Origin of the sequence: Flavobacterium weaverense (assembly GCF_003688495.1) — a bacterium.
Classification (GTDB): Bacteria; Bacteroidota; Bacteroidia; order Flavobacteriales; family Flavobacteriaceae; genus Flavobacterium; species Flavobacterium weaverense.
This window is the reverse complement of sequence record NZ_REFH01000007.1, coordinates 584,844-600,544: the sequence shown is the minus strand read 5'-3', so window position 1 is coordinate 600,544 and position 15,701 is coordinate 584,844. Positions and strand designations below refer to the sequence as shown.

The following is a 15,701-nucleotide window of genomic DNA, read 5'->3' as shown; positions in this document are numbered from 1 at the left end:
AAAAACCCGACTCATTCTAAAAGTGAGTCGGGTTTAAATTGCAATTAAATTTATTTTTACAAATCTCTATTCACATCAAATGCTTCAAGATATTCAGCTACTCTCTTAACAAAACTTCCTCCTAATGCACCATCTACAACTCTATGGTCGTAACTGTGAGATAAGAACATTTTTTGACGGATTCCAATAAAATCTCCTTCAGGAGTTTCTATTACCGCTGGCATTTTACGGATTGCTCCAAGTGCTAAAATCCCCACTTGTGGCTGATTTAAGATTGGCGTTCCAAAAACACTTCCAAAAGTACCAACATTAGTTACTGTATACGTTCCACCTTGCGTATCGTCTGGTTTTAGTTTTCCTGCTTTGGCGCGACCTCCTAAGTCGTTTACCGCTTTTGCCATCCCAACTAAATTCAATTGATCTGCATTCTTAATCACAGGAACAATCAAATTACCGTTTGGTAACGATGCTGCCATTCCTAGATTAATGTTTTTCTTTTTAATGATAAAATCACCATCCACAGAAATATTCATTCCAGGGAAATCTTTCAGCGCTTTAGCAACTGCTTCCATGAAAATTGGCGTGTAAGTCAATTTCTCCCCTTCTCTCTTTTCGAAAGCATTTTTATTTTTTTCTCTCCATTTTACAATATTCGTCACATCCACTTCGATAAACGATTGAACGTGCGCCGATGTTTGCACTGAAGCAACCATGTAACCCGCAATTAACTTGCGCATTCTGTCCATTTCAATAATCTCATCACCACCGCTTACTGAAACTGGAGCTGCTTTTTGAGCAACTGAAACTGCAACCGGTTTTTGAACTGCTGCAATCGGAGCTGCAACTACTGGTTGACTTGTTCTATTTTTTACGTATTCTAAAATATCATTTTTAGTAACTCTTCCTTCTTTTCCAGTACCTGAAATCGCAGATAATTCTGAAACAGAAACTCCTTCTTCCTTAGCAATATTTTTCACTAATGGCGATAGGAATTTCTCAGACTCAGAAAAGTCAACAGGAGCAGCAACGCTCTCTTTAGCAACTTCCACCGTTTTTTCAACTTCGGCAATAGCTGCAGGTGCTACTTCTTCTTTTACAATTGAAACAAGGTCTCCGCCTTCAGTCTCAATTATTGCAATTGTCTGACCAACTTGAACTAAATCATCCTTACCGAATAATTGCTCTACTAAAGTTCCTGAAACTTCACTTGGCACTTCACTGTCAACTTTATCAGTTGCAATTTCAAGTACTGCTTCATCCGCTTCAATTTTGTCTCCCACTTGCTTCAACCAGTTTGTAATAGTTGCTTCTGCGACACTTTCTCCCATTTTAGGAAGTTTCAATTCAAATCTTGCCATATTATTAACCTAAAAGGTGATTTTGATTTTCAATTTGCGAAATTACTGAATATTTCAATTATAAATTACATTAAATGCATTTTTTTACACTATTTTAATAATCTCGCCTCTTCCGTTACTATTGTTACTTCCTATTAAGAAATTAGCGTTTTTTGGTAGAATTTTAAACGTATAGCCTTTATTTCTTGCAGATTCGAGAAAATGAATACAATCTTTAAAAGGTATAAATTCATTATCAAATATAATTTCAACATTATTTGTGCTTTTACCTGCAGACGAAATTACCGCTTTTTCAGTTTTTAAATTATAAAAAGATACTTTTTTTTGCAAAATTGACCTCAGCTTATCAATCCATTTTTCTGAAGATGAGTAAAGCAGATATGATGAGGGTTCAGTAACAAAACTATTTTGTCTTCTAACCATTTTAAAAAACGAAAAAAGTAATATTCCAATTTTCATAAAGGCAGAAAAAAACAATGAAGTAAAACCTTTAGAACCAAAATGCTTTTTATAAAAAAAATTCATTGCTTCCCGGAAACGCTTCATATACGTCTCATCTTTAATAGTGCTTTCACCCTTGTAATGTATAACTGTTGTTTCGTGAAAATAATAATTTGACTTTCCTGTCTTAGAAACAACATACGACAAATCTATATCGTCAGAATACATAAAGCAATTTTCATCAAAGCCTCCAACTTCCAGATACAAATCTCTTTTCATTAGCATAAATGCACCGACTAAAATATCTACTTCTCCAGTTTCGTTTTCACCTAAATGTAAAGCGTAATACTTACCAAATAGTGATGATTTTGGAATTAACTTATATAAACCCATAATTTTTGTAAAGGCAACCCAAGGTGTGGGAATACCTCGTTTACTTTCAGGCAAAAATTTTCCTGCGCCATCAATTAGCTTACAGCCTATAATTCCAATTGTTTTTTTTGATTGCAAGGAATTAAGCGAGCGTGCAAAAGCTAAAATCTTGGTAAACGTATCTTCAGCAACTACAGTGTCCGGATTAAGAATACAAATATATTCGCCTTTAGCATGACTTACTCCGATGTTATTGCCTTTTGGAAAACCTAGATTTTCATCATTTGAAATTAGAGTTACGTTTGGAAAACGAGTTCTAATCATTTCGCAACTATCATCCTCTGAATTATTATCAACAACTATGATTTCGCCATCAATTTCTGAAAGCGCATTTTGCACACTTAATACGCAAAGCTCGAGAAAATAGCGCACGTTGTAATTAAGAATAATGACAGATAATTGCATTGATTGAAGAATAATTTATAAAGCACGAAAGTTTTAAATCAGTAAAAAAAAATTTAGCACTCCAACTACATTAATATTCCCATTGTCGAGTCTTGTTCAATTCTTCCTGCTCTTTGATAATTTCAGCTGGTATAACCTTTAAAAATGAAGAATGTTGTTCAATTGCGTATTCAACTTTTTCAACAATTTGATCAATAGTATCGTTATCGTATTCAATATCTAAAGGTTCTTTAATTATAAAGGATTGAAGGATCCCTTTCTTTTTCATACGTAGACCTTTTTTATCAAATGAACGACGGAAACCGTCAATTACAATGGGCACAACAATAGGGCGATGCTGTTTTATGATATGAGCCGTTCCTTTACGAACTGGTTTAAAAGACTTTGTAGTTCCTTGTGGAAAAGTAATTACCCAACCATCATTTAATGCAATTTTAATATTTTCAGTATCATCAGGATTGATTTCTTTTTTTTCTTGAACATCTACTCCTTTTGCTCTCCAGGTGCGTTCCACAGAAATCGCTCCTGCGTATGCCATAATTCTAGTAAGCAATCCTGCTTGCATCGTTTCTTTGGCAGCTACATAATATATATTCATTTTAGGTTGCCATAGATAACCAACATTCTTTATATTATCTGTTCGTCCGCTAAGACTGGCGTTAAATACATGAAACATTGCTACTACATCAGCAAAATAGGTTTGATGATTAGATATAAAAAGCACATTAGTATCAGGTAAATCTCTAATAATTTCTGAACCCTCGATTTGTAATTGATTAAAGCCTCTATATCTTTTATGCGTAATACCTCCAAAGATTCTAATTAACCACTTCTTTATAAATAGTATATGCCCAAAAGGATTTCGCTTAAACAATCGCATAAATTTATTTATTTTAAAATATTCAATTTACAATAATACGAAAATAATAGTGGAACAATTTGATAGTTTTTAAACTAATTTAAATTCGATGGGAAGGATTTAAAACTTCATTTATAACATCTTTCAATTCGCTAAGCATCATTGCTGTCGCACCCCAAATGATTTTTTTATCAATTTCGAAAGCATTAATACTAATGTTTCCTAGATAAGAAGTCTTAACATCCGTACTTATAATTGTTTCATCATTTAGTAATACCGATAGCGGCAATTCGATGATATCAGAGACTTCACTAGGATCAGGTATAAAAGACAATTCTTCTCTACTTATCCCAAAAAAAGGGTGAACCATAAAATTGCTAGGAGTAATATATAGCTTAGTAAATGGCATAATAATTTCGATTTTATCAGGAGCTACACCAATTTCCTCGTGTGTTTCTCTAAGAGCTGTAAAACAGAAATCTTCATCTTCTTGTTCATACTTTCCGCCTGGAAATGCAATTTGCGCTGAGTGGATTCCCTTATATGAATTCCGAACAATAAGCACTAAATACGCTTCATTATTTTTAGGGTAACAAAGCATCATGACACCCGCCATTTTTGGATTCTTATCGCTGTGATCAATATTTTCAAAATGCTGTAACCGTTCTAATGGTCCCATTTTTACATGTGCGTTAAAAGCAGGTAATGGCACATCAATTAATTTTGGAACAAACTGTAAAAATTCTTGAAAATCCATAATCAAAGTCTATTTTTGCAAATTGAAATTTAAAACTAAATGTAGTTAGAAAATATAATTACACCAATTTTCTAAAGCAAAAATTCATCTATAATGTACAGTAAAGAAGAAACTCAAAGATTAAAACGTGAATTCTGGGTTGAATTTGCGCAAAAATATCCGCGTAAATGGGTATTGTATGACACAAAAATTAAAGATTTCTCTTTTAAGTTTTATGTTGACAATAAAAAAGCGCAAGTTTTAATTGATATTGAGCATAGAAATGATGAAAAAAGAATTGCTTATTTTGAAAAACTGGAAGCTCTAAAAAATATTCTTGAAGAAGAATTCATTAAGGACTTAGTTTTTGAAAAACAATACACGCTTGAGAGCGGAAAAAATATAAGTAGGATTTGGGTTGAAAAACTTGGTGTAGGAGTTAGCAACAGAAAATATTGGGACGAGATTTTCGAATTTTACAACGAAAAGATGAATGCTATTGAAATGTTTTATTTAGAATATGACTCTTTTATTAAAGACATTGAGCAGTTTTAAATTTAAAAATAGCACGCTGTTAGCCAACTTCTTATTTACATTTTAAAAATATTATACATTATAATTCGATTTCCGTAATTGATGTATAATTGTTTCCTATTTCCTTGTTTTTTTCTGGTGATAATAGATACGGTGCAATCAACACCTTCATTGTCTTTAGTAGTAAACGAGTAGACTAAATCTGTGTTATTTTCTTCAATTGGAATATATTCTACAATTTCAAACAGCTGTATGATCTGCGAATAAACCACAATTCTACTTTTCTTAGTATCTAAAGTCACTAAAATACTCACAGGATTTAGCTCAGACCATTTTCCCCACTTTCCTTTTTCGTTTTTCTCCACAACGCTAAATCCAGTGGTCTTAAACTTATAGGTTTGCGCATAGGACTGTTGAATCCCAAAGACCACAAAAAAAAGTACAATAAATATTTTTGCTGTTTTCATATTTTAAAATTGAAAATTACTCACTTCAATTCTTGCTTCTTCAAAATCTAAAATCATCTCTTCAATGATTTGAGCAGCAGGTTTTATATCCTTGATGAGACCAGCTATTTGGCCTATTTCTAATTCACCTTCAATTAAATCACCTTCAAACATTCCTCGTTTTGCTCGTGCACGTCCAAGTAATGTTATCAATTCCTCCTTTGTTGGACATGTTTCATATAAACTTTGCACATCGTGGTAGAATTTATTTTTAATCAGACGAACCGGTGCTAATTCTTTTAATGTTAATTGCGTTCCTCCTTCATTAACATTTAAAATCGTCTCTTTAAAATTAGCATGTGAAGATGATTCTAGTGATGCAGCAAATCTACTACCTACTTGCACTCCATCAGCACCAAGAGTCATAACTGCTAGCATTCCTCGTCCTGTAGCAATTCCGCCTGCAGCAATCAACGGAATGCTGATCTTTTCTTTCACCATAGGAATTAGCGTTAATGTAGTGGTTTCCTCTCTTCCATTGTGTCCGCCGGCTTCAAATCCTTCGGCCACAATCGCGTCTACACCCGCATCTTGTGCTTTTAAGGCAAATATTGAACTACTAACAACGTGTACAACAGTGATTCCATTTTCTTTTAAAAAGGAAGTCCATTTTTTAGGATTACCCGCAGAGGTAAATACAATCTTAACACCTTCCTCTACTATAATTTTCATTATTTCTTCAATATTGGGGTACAACATTGGAACGTTTACACCAAAAGGTTTTGAAGTTGCTTTTTTACATTTTTGAATGTGTTCTCTTAAAACTTCTGGATACATGGAACCAGCGCCAATTAAACCAAGACCGCCAGCATTACTTACTGCACTTGCTAATTTATATCCGCTGTTCCAAATCATTCCTCCTTGAATAATTGGGTATTGAATTTTAAAAAGTTCGGTGATTTTATTCATTATCTAAAAATGCTACTATTCTTTTACTATTTTTCCTGATTTCGCAAATGACTTCGACTCCATTTTATAAAGATACATTCCTTTTTCTAATGCTTTTATCGAAATCGAGGTTGATGCTGGAGTTACTTTTTGTTCTAAAATTTTCTGTCCAATAAGCGAATAAATTGACAGTGTACCGTATTCAAACTTTGAAGGTAAAGAAACCATAATAATGTCAGAAGTAGGATTGGGATATATTATAAAATCATCTTTCGAAAAAGATTCTGCATACAATTGATTTCCAAGAGCGAGCCCGAAATCAGGAATTCCGTATCCATAAGTATTGTTAGGTGTCAAAAAATTATCTGAAGACTGGAGTACTAAATTTCTAATCTCCTGATTCGTTTTTTGAGGGAACGCTTGCCATAAGCACGCTACCATTCCAGCCATTATCGGACCAGAAAAAGAAGTTCCATCTGCCGTAACTATATTTCCATTCGCATCTGAAATAACAGCACTTTTACCCTGAGCCATTACATCTGGTTTTATTCTGCTATCAGAAGAAGGCCCTATTGAACTAAACGAAACTCTACTTTTAGAAGCATTCACAGCGCCAACAGAAATTACAGAAACTGCGTCAGCTGGTGCATTAATATATGGATTAGAAGTGCCGCCAGAATTACCCGCAGATGATACAACTATCATTCCTCTACTAAAAGCAATCTCAGCTCCACGACTCATAAATGTCGTATTCCCATTCATATCTGCATAGGTATGGTCGTATGCTTTATTATCAAAATCAAAATAACCAAGTGAGGTATTGATAATATCGACACCTAAACTATCTGCTTTTTCGGCCGCTTCAACCCACAACGATTCTTCTACAGGATTTTCAGCATTATTATCTTCAGTGATAAATAAATAATAGGAAGCATCTGGAGCTGTTCCAATTAATGAATTTTCTTTATAACCGCCCATAGTAGATAATACAGAAGTTCCATGTGAATTTCCAGAATAAATATCAGAATTTCTAGCTACAAAATTATAGCCTCCTAAAATTTTATTATTATCTCTCAGTTTAGCGAAAGGTGGTGCAGTATTTACTCCAGGATATCCCGCATCCATAATCGCAATTATTTTACCATCTCCGGTATGATTTGCTTGATGTAGAGCTTGACCATTTAACATTACAATTTGGTTTGACGAAGAGCCATAAGCATAATTGATTTTAGTCTTTTTGGTCTTATTTTCTTGTTTTACCTTCGCTGCTTTTGCAATTTTTCCTGCTTGATTTAAAGTTCGATCAGCAAAATCAATTTTATTGACAAATGGTAGCATCGATAAATTATTGATTGCATTTTGTGACCCTCGAACATGAATTGCATTTAGCCACTTAGATGTCGCCAAAACAGAAACTCCAGATGTAGCTTTAATTTGGTTAACGTATGAAGTTTCAACCGGAATATCCTTATTGTCTAGCGCAATACTTTGATTCGTTCTTCTATCTAATGCTCTTTGCGAAAGCATTTGTAGCGGAGAATCTAAATAAAGTTGAGAACTAGGCTTATCATTAAAATACAGCCAAGCATCTTGTTGCGCAAAAGAATATGTACTACAAATAAAAAAAATAAACAGATAAAATTTTCTCATAAATTCTACTTTTCGCTGCTACTGCATTATTAAATCTTTGTATTGACGCTAATAATTTTCAACTTCTTAAAATTTTAAATTTACGAAATCACTCCAGAACCAACTAATTCATCATCTGAATACCAAGCTGCAAATTGTCCTTCAGTTATCGCTGATTGTGGTTCATCAAATGCGATGTACATTTCTTTTTCAAACTGATATAAAGTAGCTTTTTGCAACGGCTGTCTGTATCTTATTCGAACCATAAACTCTTTACTCTCACCATTGGCTAAAGCCAAATCCTTGCGAATCCAGTGAACCTCATCTTTTTCGATGCGCAACGCTTTTCTGAATAATCCAGGGTGAGAACTTGTCAATCCAGTATAAATTGTATTGGTTTCTACATTGGTTGCAATTATAAACAAAGGATCTGTTGTGCCTCCTACGTTTAAACCTTTACGCTGACCAATAGTGAAATAATGTGCACCTTGATGTTTTCCCACTACTTTACCCATTTGCGGAGTGTAAGGAAGTTTTTTAGAAGCTAATTTTAACTCTTCTTCTAAACTTAAGTCATCCTTCTTTTCAAAATCGTATATGGAATCGTTTTTATCAATTTGGATAATAACGCCTTCTTTAGGTTGTAATTTTTGTTGTAAAAATTCTGGTAAACGCACCTTACCAATAAAACATAAACCTTGCGAATCTTTCTTTTCAGCAGTAATCAAATCCATTTCAGCCGCGATTTCTCGCACTTCAGGTTTTGTCAATTCTCCAATAGGAAAAAGCGACTTTGCTAACTGTTCTTGCGACAATTGACATAGGAAATAGGACTGATCTTTGTTGCCATCAGCACCAGCTTTTAGCTGATAAATCAATTCACCATTTACTTCGATTTCAGTCTTTCTGCAGTAGTGTCCAGTTGCCACGTAATCAGCTCCTAAACTCAAAGCGATTTTCATAAATACATCAAATTTTATCTCGCGATTACAAAGAACATCTGGATTAGGGGTTCTTCCTTTCTCATATTCATTGAACATGTAGTCCACTATTTTCTCTTTGTACTGCTCACTTAAATCGACAGTTTGAAAAGGAATACCTAATTTTTCTGCTACTAACAACGCATCATTACTATCTTCTAACCACGGACATTCATTTGATATTGTAACAGAATCGTCATGCCAATTCTTCATAAAAAGTCCAATAACTTCATACCCTTGTTTCTGCAATAAATAAGCAGCAACACTTGAATCTACTCCTCCTGAAAGTCCTACAACAACACGCTTCATCTTCAAAAAATTATAATTTATTAAGATTACAAAGTTACAAATATTTAAAATAGAAAAAGAAGCAGTTTTAAAGCAGAATACTCTTTTTGTTCTTCGTTTCAATCACTTATAATTCATAATAGAAATTTATTATCGCAGCTCTATTTTATTTAATAAAATGAATATTAAATAATGTTTTTAAAAGTGTTTCTTCAAAAGAAAATTATGAACAAATATGATAAAAGTCATACTTATTTACTCCAATGTCACAGTATATTTGTCTCGTGAAAAAAGTTTTCCTCATACTAGCGCTACTAATACTTCTGAAACCGATGTTTCCCATTATAGAGTATTTAGTAAGGTATGATTATATTTCAAAAGTGCTCTGTATTAATAAAGATAAACCAAAATTAGAATGTAATGGTCAATGTCATTTAATGAAACAAGCCGCAAAGAGTGCCGAAAGCGACGGTCCAATTTCTACTAATAAAAAGTTAAGTTCTCAAGAGATTGTATTTGTATTTTTTGAAGAATTAACTTCACAAACTATATTACCTCTTTATTTTCATAAAACTGAAAAAGCAAATAGTTTCTATTCCAACCTTTATTCTTATAGGCTGAGTGGATTCTTATTTCGACCGCCCGCCATTATTTCATAAAATTTTAATTAAAGTACTTGCCTTATTCTATTTTTTTCCAAAAATAGAAACTGCATGTGGTTACAATTGTTTGAAAGATTAATTCTTTACAAACGCATTTCCCATACACCTAAATAAAAATAAAATGAAATTTCAATTAAAAAATATAGTGACTGTGTTACTTATTGCATTCACTTTTGTTTCATGTTCAACTGATAATAGTGAACCAATAGTAATCAGCGAATTAGACGGACTTACAAAAATTCAAGAATTAACAAACGATACTCATACCATTGAGCTTTATTCGGCTTCAGGAACTTTACAACAAGGCTACAATGCAATTTCATTGCGGATTAAAAACAAGGCAACTAAAGAATACGAAACAAATGCTACCGTAAATTGGGCGCCAATAATGAAAATGTCTACAATGACGCATGCTTGTCCTTATTCTGAAATTAAAAAAACTTCAGGAAAACAAACTTTATACAACGGCTATATTGTATTTCAAATGGCAGAAAACACGATGGAACATTGGTTTTTGACTGTAAATTACAGCATTAATGGTGTCGCTGAAAGTGTTAGCGCTCAGATTGCTGTGCCTGCTTCAACGAAACAAAGAGTAACAACTTTTATAGGCACAGATGGCACAAAGTATCTGCTAGCACTTATTGATCCTTCAAACCCAAAAGTTGCTACAAATGAAATGACTGTTGGCGTTTATAAAATGTCATCCATGATGCAATTCCCAGTGGTTGATGGCTTCAAAGTTAAAATCGATCCAAGAATGCCAAGTATGGGAAATCACGGTTCTCCAAACAATGTTGACTTAATTCAGTCAAGTATCGATAAACTTTATCATGGAAAACTGTCATTGACAATGACTGGCTATTGGAAAATTAACCTCCAACTTCTGAATGACAAAAATGAAGTTTTAAAAGGGGAATCAATCACTGACGCTGTTCCGTCAAGTACTATCTACTTCGAAATTGAATTCTAAATCTGCTATTCTATTTACATATATTTTAAACTTTTAAATAGCATTATTTAAATATATTCTACTGCCATAACATTACAATTGTGATGGTGGTAGAACAATTTTCTCAAATCAAAAAGGCCAAAACATCATACATTTTGGCCTTTATATTACGCTTCATTATGAAAAAGATAATATTTTCCTGGGCATTGTTTTGTCTTGCCATAGCTTCAATTTATGGACAAGAGCAAACTAAAGACACTATTGCGCCAAATAATTTAAACGAAGTTATAGTTATTGGTAAAAAATCAGAAATAAGTCAGAAGCAAGTAAAACCTTTAGCAAGTATTGACGAATATTTGCAGCAATCTGGTAAGATAGAAATGATTAAAAGAGGTGGTTACGCTTGGGAACCAGTTTTAAATAGTATGGCTACCGAAAGAACGCTAATTACCATTGATGGAATGCGAATTTTTGGAGCTTGTACTGATAAAATGGATCCCATTTCATCATACATCGAAGTTTCTAATTTATCTGAAGCTTCCATAAAGTCAGGGCAGCAAGGCGCTTGCCATGGAGCAACAATCGGCGGAGCAATAGATTTAAAAAGAAACCGAAGCAGCTTTAATGATTTAGGTTGGAAAACTTCTGTAAATACAGGATTTGAAACCAATAGTAATCAGAAGATTTTTGGAACAGCCGTTAATTATGTTAGCGATTCCTTTTACATCGACACAGACTTTATGTATCGAGACGCTGATAATTACAGCGGTGGAAATAGTCAAAAAGTATTGTTTTCACAGTTTCGAAAATTTAACATATCTGCAACTTCTGGTGTTCTAATTGATAAAAATAAGTTAGTAGAAGGCTCTATAATATATGACAAAGCTACCGCTGTAGGTTATCCAGCTTTACCGATGGATGTTTCTCTCGCAGAAGCTTTAATCACTTCATTGAAATTTGAGTACGTTCCAAAATCAAAAAAGCTCACTTCAGATCTCGCACTGACCAATTGGGAAACTAAAATTTATTACAATACCATTACGCATAAAATGGACGACACTAAACGTCCAGCAGTACCTATTCACATGGATATGCCAGGTTGGAGTGATACTTACGGATTCTATTCGAAAATAAAAGGAGTTATTGAAAACCATCATTTTAATGTTGATTTGAACTCTTTTTACAACAGATCAATAGCAGAAATGACAATGTATCCAAGCGATCCAAATGAAAATTTGATGTTTATGTATACTTGGCCGGATGTTCGAACTTTTTACGGAAGTCTCTTTCTCGAAGATAATATCGCTTTGAATGCCGCATCTAGTTTAAAATTTTCTGTAAGTTTAGGAAATCATTTCAATGAAGTTGCAGATCAATTGGGTTTAGAAAGTTTACAAATTTTTTACCCAAACATGAGTAAAAGTAAAAGCCGAATTTTAAAAAGTATTTCTGCTAACTATTTACATTATCAAAATGGATTCGAATACGGATTAGGTATAGCTTACGGCGAAAGAGCTCCTTCAGTTTCAGAAGGATATGGTTTCTACTTATTCAATAGTTTTGATCGATATGATTACATAGGAAATCCAGGATTGAAAAATGAAAATTCTGTTGAAGGGAACGCCTATCTAGGTTATAAGAACAAATCGTTCTCTGCCAAATTAACCTCTTCTTATTTTCATATTTCTAATTATATTGTTGGAAAGCCGGATGCAACTGTCTTACCGATGACTATTGGCGCAAGCGGAATTAAAGTTTACACAGCGTTAGATTACGCTACTATTTTCAATACAGATTTAAATTTAGAATATCAATTTGATTCCCATTTTAAAGCTAAAGGACAATTAGTTTATAATTATGGGAAAGATCTTGAAAATCAAAATTTACCTTTTATTAGTCCGCTGCGCTATTCAACTGCTTTGAATTATAAAAAAGATCGTTTCTCAGCAGAAATTATGATTCAAGGAAATGCAACACAAACTCAATATAGTCCCTTTTACGGGGAGGATAGAACGCCAGATTATGCCATACTCAATCTTACATCCAGCTATTTGTTTGCAATTAATGAAAGTAAATTAAATGTGAGAGCTGGAATAGAAAATGTTTTAGATACGTATTATTCAACTTTTTCTGATTGGAATAATATTCCAAGAAAAGGAAGGAACTTCTTTTTGAATGTAACTTTTGCGTATTAGTTGTTAGTGCTGTCAGTAACAAAAATTGCACATATCTCAATAAAATAGTAATGGAGCTATGTGCAATTCTTTTTGTTGTTAATTAAACTATTTTTCAGAAGTAGTTACTTAATAATACATAAGATACCACTTGTGCTAAAATAAAAATTAGCGCTATATATCGATAAAAGAAGTTGTTCTAATATCTTAAAAAAGTATCTCCAGATTTAATTCCAAGCGCCAATTCTTCAAGATTTGTATTCTCTAACATAAAGGCTAGTTCATTTCTAATCTCTTTAAACTTATCGTGCACTGGACATGGATGATCCTCTGAACATTGATTTAATCCAAGACCGCAGCCTGTAAAAACACGGTCGCCATCTAACGCTGTCACAATTTGCGCAAGGGTTATTTGACTCATTGCTATTTTCGAAATTTCGAAGCCACCTCCTACTCCTTTTACAGAACTAACAATTGAACTTTTTGATAATATCTGCAAAATTTTTGCTGTAAAAGCTTCTGGAGAGTCTATCTTTTTTGCAATATCTTTAAGTCCCACACGATTGTTTTGGCACGATTGAGATGCGATAAAAATAGTAGCTCTAATGCCGTATTCACAAGTTTTAGAAAACATAATCGAATTTGTATATGAAGTAAAGTGAAATGGTTATAATTCTTGTCTCTAATTAAAAAAACGGCATTAAAAGTCTTTATTAACTCCAGAAAACATCTTCTACGTTTTCTACAAAAACTTCGTGCGTATGAATCTCACTAATCTTTGACAATTGCAGTTCGGTAGCTTCGCTTTGAATTTCAGGAAACAAAACGCGCTCTTCAAATCTAATATGCTTTTCTAATTCTTCCTCAATACGCCCTAATGCTTTCTCTAAGTCAGAAGTTTGAGTAAACAATCTTTTTAATCTTCGGTGATCTGTCAAAGCTTGTTTAATGAGTTCATTTGATGAGTCTAAAACAGTAAAAATGTAGTTCTCTTCTAATTCAAAATGAGGCTCTAAGTGTGTTACGAAAAACCAATCAGCATATTTTTTTATGCGTTCTAATTCAATTTTTCTTGAGAAACCTGTTCTAATCTTCCAACATAATTGCAAACCGTGATGATGATCATGACTTAATGGTTGCAATTCTATAGCTCTTTTTAAAGGTCTATTTGAAATCATATTCTAAAAATTTAAATCGCCCCTAACGAATAAAAAAACAATTATTAACTTTAAAAGTTATTAATGTCAACTGATCGCATGTGAAAAACCATTTTAATTTACTTGTTTGGATCTTTTTTAGTTTTGGGGAGAAAATTATCAATATAAAGATGGTTCACATAAAAAGTATTACATTTTCAAAGGTACGCTTTCAAAAAGACATTTTCATCTTATTTAATTTGAAAGTGTAGTTTAATATTTGTGATCGAAAGATTTACATTTTCTAATTTCCAACTCAAATAGCATAATTCCTTATAATAAAACAGAAGAAATTATTCTTGATCGTATCTAAAAATCTCAATTAAAAGTATGATTGCAAAGCAAAGATTTCATGTTCTACCTTTTTTATAAAGCAATTTTGCATATTCAATTTTTAAAAGAACAAGATTCGATTAAGAAATTGTAGTGCAGGGAATGATTTAAAAATGTAAAAATTTAGTATTATAATTTACTGAAGCACAAACTGAGAAAATGTTCTAGTCGCAAATAAAAAAACACATAGAATCATAATGCTATCAAAATAAATAAGAGGCTTTTTTTATTTCTATTAGAAAACTCAAATCTAGCTGAGAAATAATTTCCAAAGATGCCTATTATAATGATGCAACTATGTTTCTATGTGCAATAGACCTACTAAGAAGATTTTACCTTTGCATGTTTATCTTCTGAAATTAGTATTTACTCTTTCGAAGCAAATTTTTGCTCTAAAAGTGCAGCGGAAGGGAACAAAATATTATTTTCTAAGTGAATATGTTTGTGCAAATCCTGCTCAAAGTCGGATAACATTGCAAATGTCACTTTATAAGTACTACAACCATCTGCTGGCGGAGTATAATTATTAGTTAGTTCAGCAATTTTCACAAAACGATCTCCCTCTGCTTCATGTTCAGCCATCATCATTGCTATAGGATTTTTTACAGTGCCAAAATGAGGTGCGGGAATAATTTCATCTGCAAGACTTGCCTTCGCTAGTTTCTTAATAAATGGAAACAACATTAATTCTTCTTTTTTCATGTGTTGCGCTAATTCGCCAGAACATCCTTTAAAAAGCTCATTAATTTCAAACAATTCAGGATGGCTTGCTCCATGTACTTTGCACAACTTGTCTAAAAATGGAAGTAAAATTTGTGTTTTGTCTTCCACATAACGGTGATGTGTTTTCTCTATATAATCTGCTAATAAATCTAATGGCCATGATTTGAAATCAATTCCGCTATCATCTTTAGAGTTTAAAACAGCTTCTATCTCATCATGTAATACATTAGTATTAATATTCTTTTTGTCACAGGCCTCTTCAATACTTCTGTTTCCTTTACAACAAAAATCAATTCCGTATTTCGAAAAAACTGCTGCTGTTCTAAAATCTTTTGCTACATATTCTCCGATTGTTATTTTTTCTAAAGTTTCCATAATTATTATTTTTATGTTGAAATGTTTTTACAAATTTAATACTATTTTGAATAAAGGACAAATTTATCCTTAATAAAAATTGAATTATTATTAATTTATAGAAATATGATTTACAGCTAATTACAATCCAAATTTTTTACTATTTTGTAAATTAATATTTTATTTAAAAAATATAAAAAAAATGATTTATATCATGTTTTTAAAATAATTTATGCTGGTAATTTGCAGTA

15 protein-coding genes are annotated in these 15,701 nt (G+C 32.6%); 4 read left to right on the top strand and 11 right to left on the bottom strand.

What is annotated here, in order from left to right:
• Positions 1-56: 56 nt before the first annotated feature.
• The 4 genes from BC961_RS02670 to BC961_RS02655 all read right to left on the bottom strand — a co-directional run bounded on the left by BC961_RS02670 (position 57) and on the right by BC961_RS02655 (position 4,252).
• Positions 57-1,358: a dihydrolipoamide acetyltransferase family protein gene (locus BC961_RS02670; RefSeq protein WP_121924301.1), complete on the bottom strand. Its 1,302-nt coding sequence runs from the start codon at positions 1,356-1,358 to the stop codon at positions 57-59.
• A gap of 84 nt (positions 1,359-1,442) precedes the next feature.
• Positions 1,443-2,636 (bottom strand): glycosyltransferase family 2 protein, encoded by a 1,194-nt coding sequence (locus tag BC961_RS02665; protein ID WP_121924300.1) that lies wholly within the window; start codon positions 2,634-2,636, stop codon positions 1,443-1,445.
• 70 nt (positions 2,637-2,706) lie between these two features.
• Positions 2,707-3,516 carry a lysophospholipid acyltransferase family protein gene (locus BC961_RS02660; RefSeq protein WP_121924299.1) on the bottom strand — a complete coding sequence of 270 codons (810 nt, stop codon included), beginning with the start codon at positions 3,514-3,516 and terminating at the stop codon, positions 2,707-2,709.
• 79 nt (positions 3,517-3,595) lie between these two features.
• The gene (locus tag BC961_RS02655) at positions 3,596-4,252 is read right to left on the bottom strand and encodes an NUDIX hydrolase (protein WP_121924298.1); all 657 of its coding nucleotides are present in this window, start codon (positions 4,250-4,252) and stop codon (positions 3,596-3,598) included.
• 93 nt (positions 4,253-4,345) lie between these two features.
• Between BC961_RS02655 and BC961_RS02650 the strand changes: the two genes are divergently transcribed.
• Positions 4,346-4,786 (top strand): DUF4268 domain-containing protein, encoded by a 441-nt coding sequence (locus tag BC961_RS02650; protein ID WP_121924297.1) that lies wholly within the window; start codon positions 4,346-4,348, stop codon positions 4,784-4,786.
• 35 nt (positions 4,787-4,821) lie between these two features.
• Here the strand turns inward: BC961_RS02650 and BC961_RS02645 are convergent, their stop codons facing one another.
• From BC961_RS02645 to mnmA, 4 genes are all read right to left on the bottom strand, one after another.
• Positions 4,822-5,232, bottom strand: coding sequence for a hypothetical protein (locus tag BC961_RS02645; protein ID WP_121924296.1), 411 nt, complete (start codon positions 5,230-5,232; stop codon positions 4,822-4,824).
• 3 nt (positions 5,233-5,235) lie between these two features.
• Complete coding sequence (locus BC961_RS02640) at positions 5,236-6,180, bottom strand: NAD(P)H-dependent flavin oxidoreductase (protein ID WP_121924295.1); 945 nt, start codon at positions 6,178-6,180, stop codon at positions 5,236-5,238.
• A 15-nt stretch (positions 6,181-6,195) separates the two neighbouring features.
• Complete coding sequence (locus BC961_RS02635) at positions 6,196-7,809, bottom strand: S8 family peptidase (protein ID WP_121924294.1); 1,614 nt, start codon at positions 7,807-7,809, stop codon at positions 6,196-6,198.
• 80 nt (positions 7,810-7,889) lie between these two features.
• Positions 7,890-9,077 carry a tRNA 2-thiouridine(34) synthase MnmA gene (gene mnmA, locus BC961_RS02630; protein WP_121924293.1) on the bottom strand — a complete coding sequence of 396 codons (1,188 nt, stop codon included), beginning with the start codon at positions 9,075-9,077 and terminating at the stop codon, positions 7,890-7,892.
• Positions 9,078-9,388: 311 nt separating this feature from the next.
• On the opposite strand from mnmA, the gene BC961_RS02625 reads away from it, so the two are divergent.
• From BC961_RS02625 to BC961_RS02615, 3 genes are all read left to right on the top strand, one after another.
• Entirely contained in the window at positions 9,389-9,715 is a 327-nt protein-coding gene (locus BC961_RS02625; protein WP_147440526.1) for a hypothetical protein, read from the top strand.
• 124 nt (positions 9,716-9,839) lie between these two features.
• Positions 9,840-10,691: a hypothetical protein gene (locus BC961_RS02620; RefSeq protein WP_121924291.1), complete on the top strand. Its 852-nt coding sequence runs from the start codon at positions 9,840-9,842 to the stop codon at positions 10,689-10,691.
• Between the two features lie 158 nt (positions 10,692-10,849).
• Positions 10,850-12,865 carry a TonB-copper family protein gene (locus tag BC961_RS02615; protein WP_121924512.1) on the top strand — a complete coding sequence of 672 codons (2,016 nt, stop codon included), beginning with the start codon at positions 10,850-10,852 and terminating at the stop codon, positions 12,863-12,865.
• A gap of 178 nt (positions 12,866-13,043) precedes the next feature.
• Here the strand turns inward: BC961_RS02615 and BC961_RS02610 are convergent, their stop codons facing one another.
• From BC961_RS02610 to ric, 3 genes are all read right to left on the bottom strand, one after another.
• Positions 13,044-13,478 (bottom strand): RrF2 family transcriptional regulator, encoded by a 435-nt coding sequence (locus tag BC961_RS02610; protein ID WP_121924290.1) that lies wholly within the window; start codon positions 13,476-13,478, stop codon positions 13,044-13,046.
• 79 nt (positions 13,479-13,557) lie between these two features.
• Positions 13,558-14,022 (bottom strand): hemerythrin domain-containing protein, encoded by a 465-nt coding sequence (locus BC961_RS02605; protein ID WP_121924289.1) that lies wholly within the window; start codon positions 14,020-14,022, stop codon positions 13,558-13,560.
• A gap of 717 nt (positions 14,023-14,739) precedes the next feature.
• Complete coding sequence (ric, locus tag BC961_RS02600) at positions 14,740-15,471, bottom strand: iron-sulfur cluster repair di-iron protein (RefSeq protein WP_121924288.1); 732 nt, start codon at positions 15,469-15,471, stop codon at positions 14,740-14,742.
• Positions 15,472-15,701 lie beyond the last annotated feature (230 nt).

What these genes read in the sequence shown, in the direction of transcription:
- BC961_RS02670 (WP_121924301.1), bottom strand. Translation starts at nt 1,358, where the DNA reads ATGGCAAGATTTGAATTGAAACTTCCTAAAATGGGAGAAAGTGTCGCA.
- BC961_RS02665 (WP_121924300.1), bottom strand. Translation starts at nt 2,636, where the DNA reads ATGCAATTATCTGTCATTATTCTTAATTACAACGTGCGCTATTTTCTC.
- BC961_RS02660 (WP_121924299.1), bottom strand. Translation starts at nt 3,516, where the DNA reads ATGCGATTGTTTAAGCGAAATCCTTTTGGGCATATACTATTTATAAAG.
- BC961_RS02655 (WP_121924298.1), bottom strand. Translation starts at nt 4,252, where the DNA reads ATGGATTTTCAAGAATTTTTACAGTTTGTTCCAAAATTAATTGATGTG.
- BC961_RS02650 (WP_121924297.1), top strand. Translation starts at nt 4,346, where the DNA reads ATGTACAGTAAAGAAGAAACTCAAAGATTAAAACGTGAATTCTGGGTT.
- BC961_RS02645 (WP_121924296.1), bottom strand. Translation starts at nt 5,232, where the DNA reads ATGAAAACAGCAAAAATATTTATTGTACTTTTTTTTGTGGTCTTTGGG.
- BC961_RS02640 (WP_121924295.1), bottom strand. Translation starts at nt 6,180, where the DNA reads ATGAATAAAATCACCGAACTTTTTAAAATTCAATACCCAATTATTCAA.
- BC961_RS02635 (WP_121924294.1), bottom strand. Translation starts at nt 7,809, where the DNA reads ATGAGAAAATTTTATCTGTTTATTTTTTTTATTTGTAGTACATATTCT.
- mnmA (WP_121924293.1), bottom strand. Translation starts at nt 9,077, where the DNA reads ATGAAGCGTGTTGTTGTAGGACTTTCAGGAGGAGTAGATTCAAGTGTT.
- BC961_RS02625 (WP_147440526.1), top strand. Translation starts at nt 9,389, where the DNA reads ATGTTTCCCATTATAGAGTATTTAGTAAGGTATGATTATATTTCAAAA.
- BC961_RS02620 (WP_121924291.1), top strand. Translation starts at nt 9,840, where the DNA reads ATGAAATTTCAATTAAAAAATATAGTGACTGTGTTACTTATTGCATTC.
- BC961_RS02615 (WP_121924512.1), top strand. Translation starts at nt 10,850, where the DNA reads ATGAAAAAGATAATATTTTCCTGGGCATTGTTTTGTCTTGCCATAGCT.
- BC961_RS02610 (WP_121924290.1), bottom strand. Translation starts at nt 13,478, where the DNA reads ATGTTTTCTAAAACTTGTGAATACGGCATTAGAGCTACTATTTTTATC.
- BC961_RS02605 (WP_121924289.1), bottom strand. Translation starts at nt 14,022, where the DNA reads ATGATTTCAAATAGACCTTTAAAAAGAGCTATAGAATTGCAACCATTA.
- ric (WP_121924288.1), bottom strand. Translation starts at nt 15,471, where the DNA reads ATGGAAACTTTAGAAAAAATAACAATCGGAGAATATGTAGCAAAAGAT.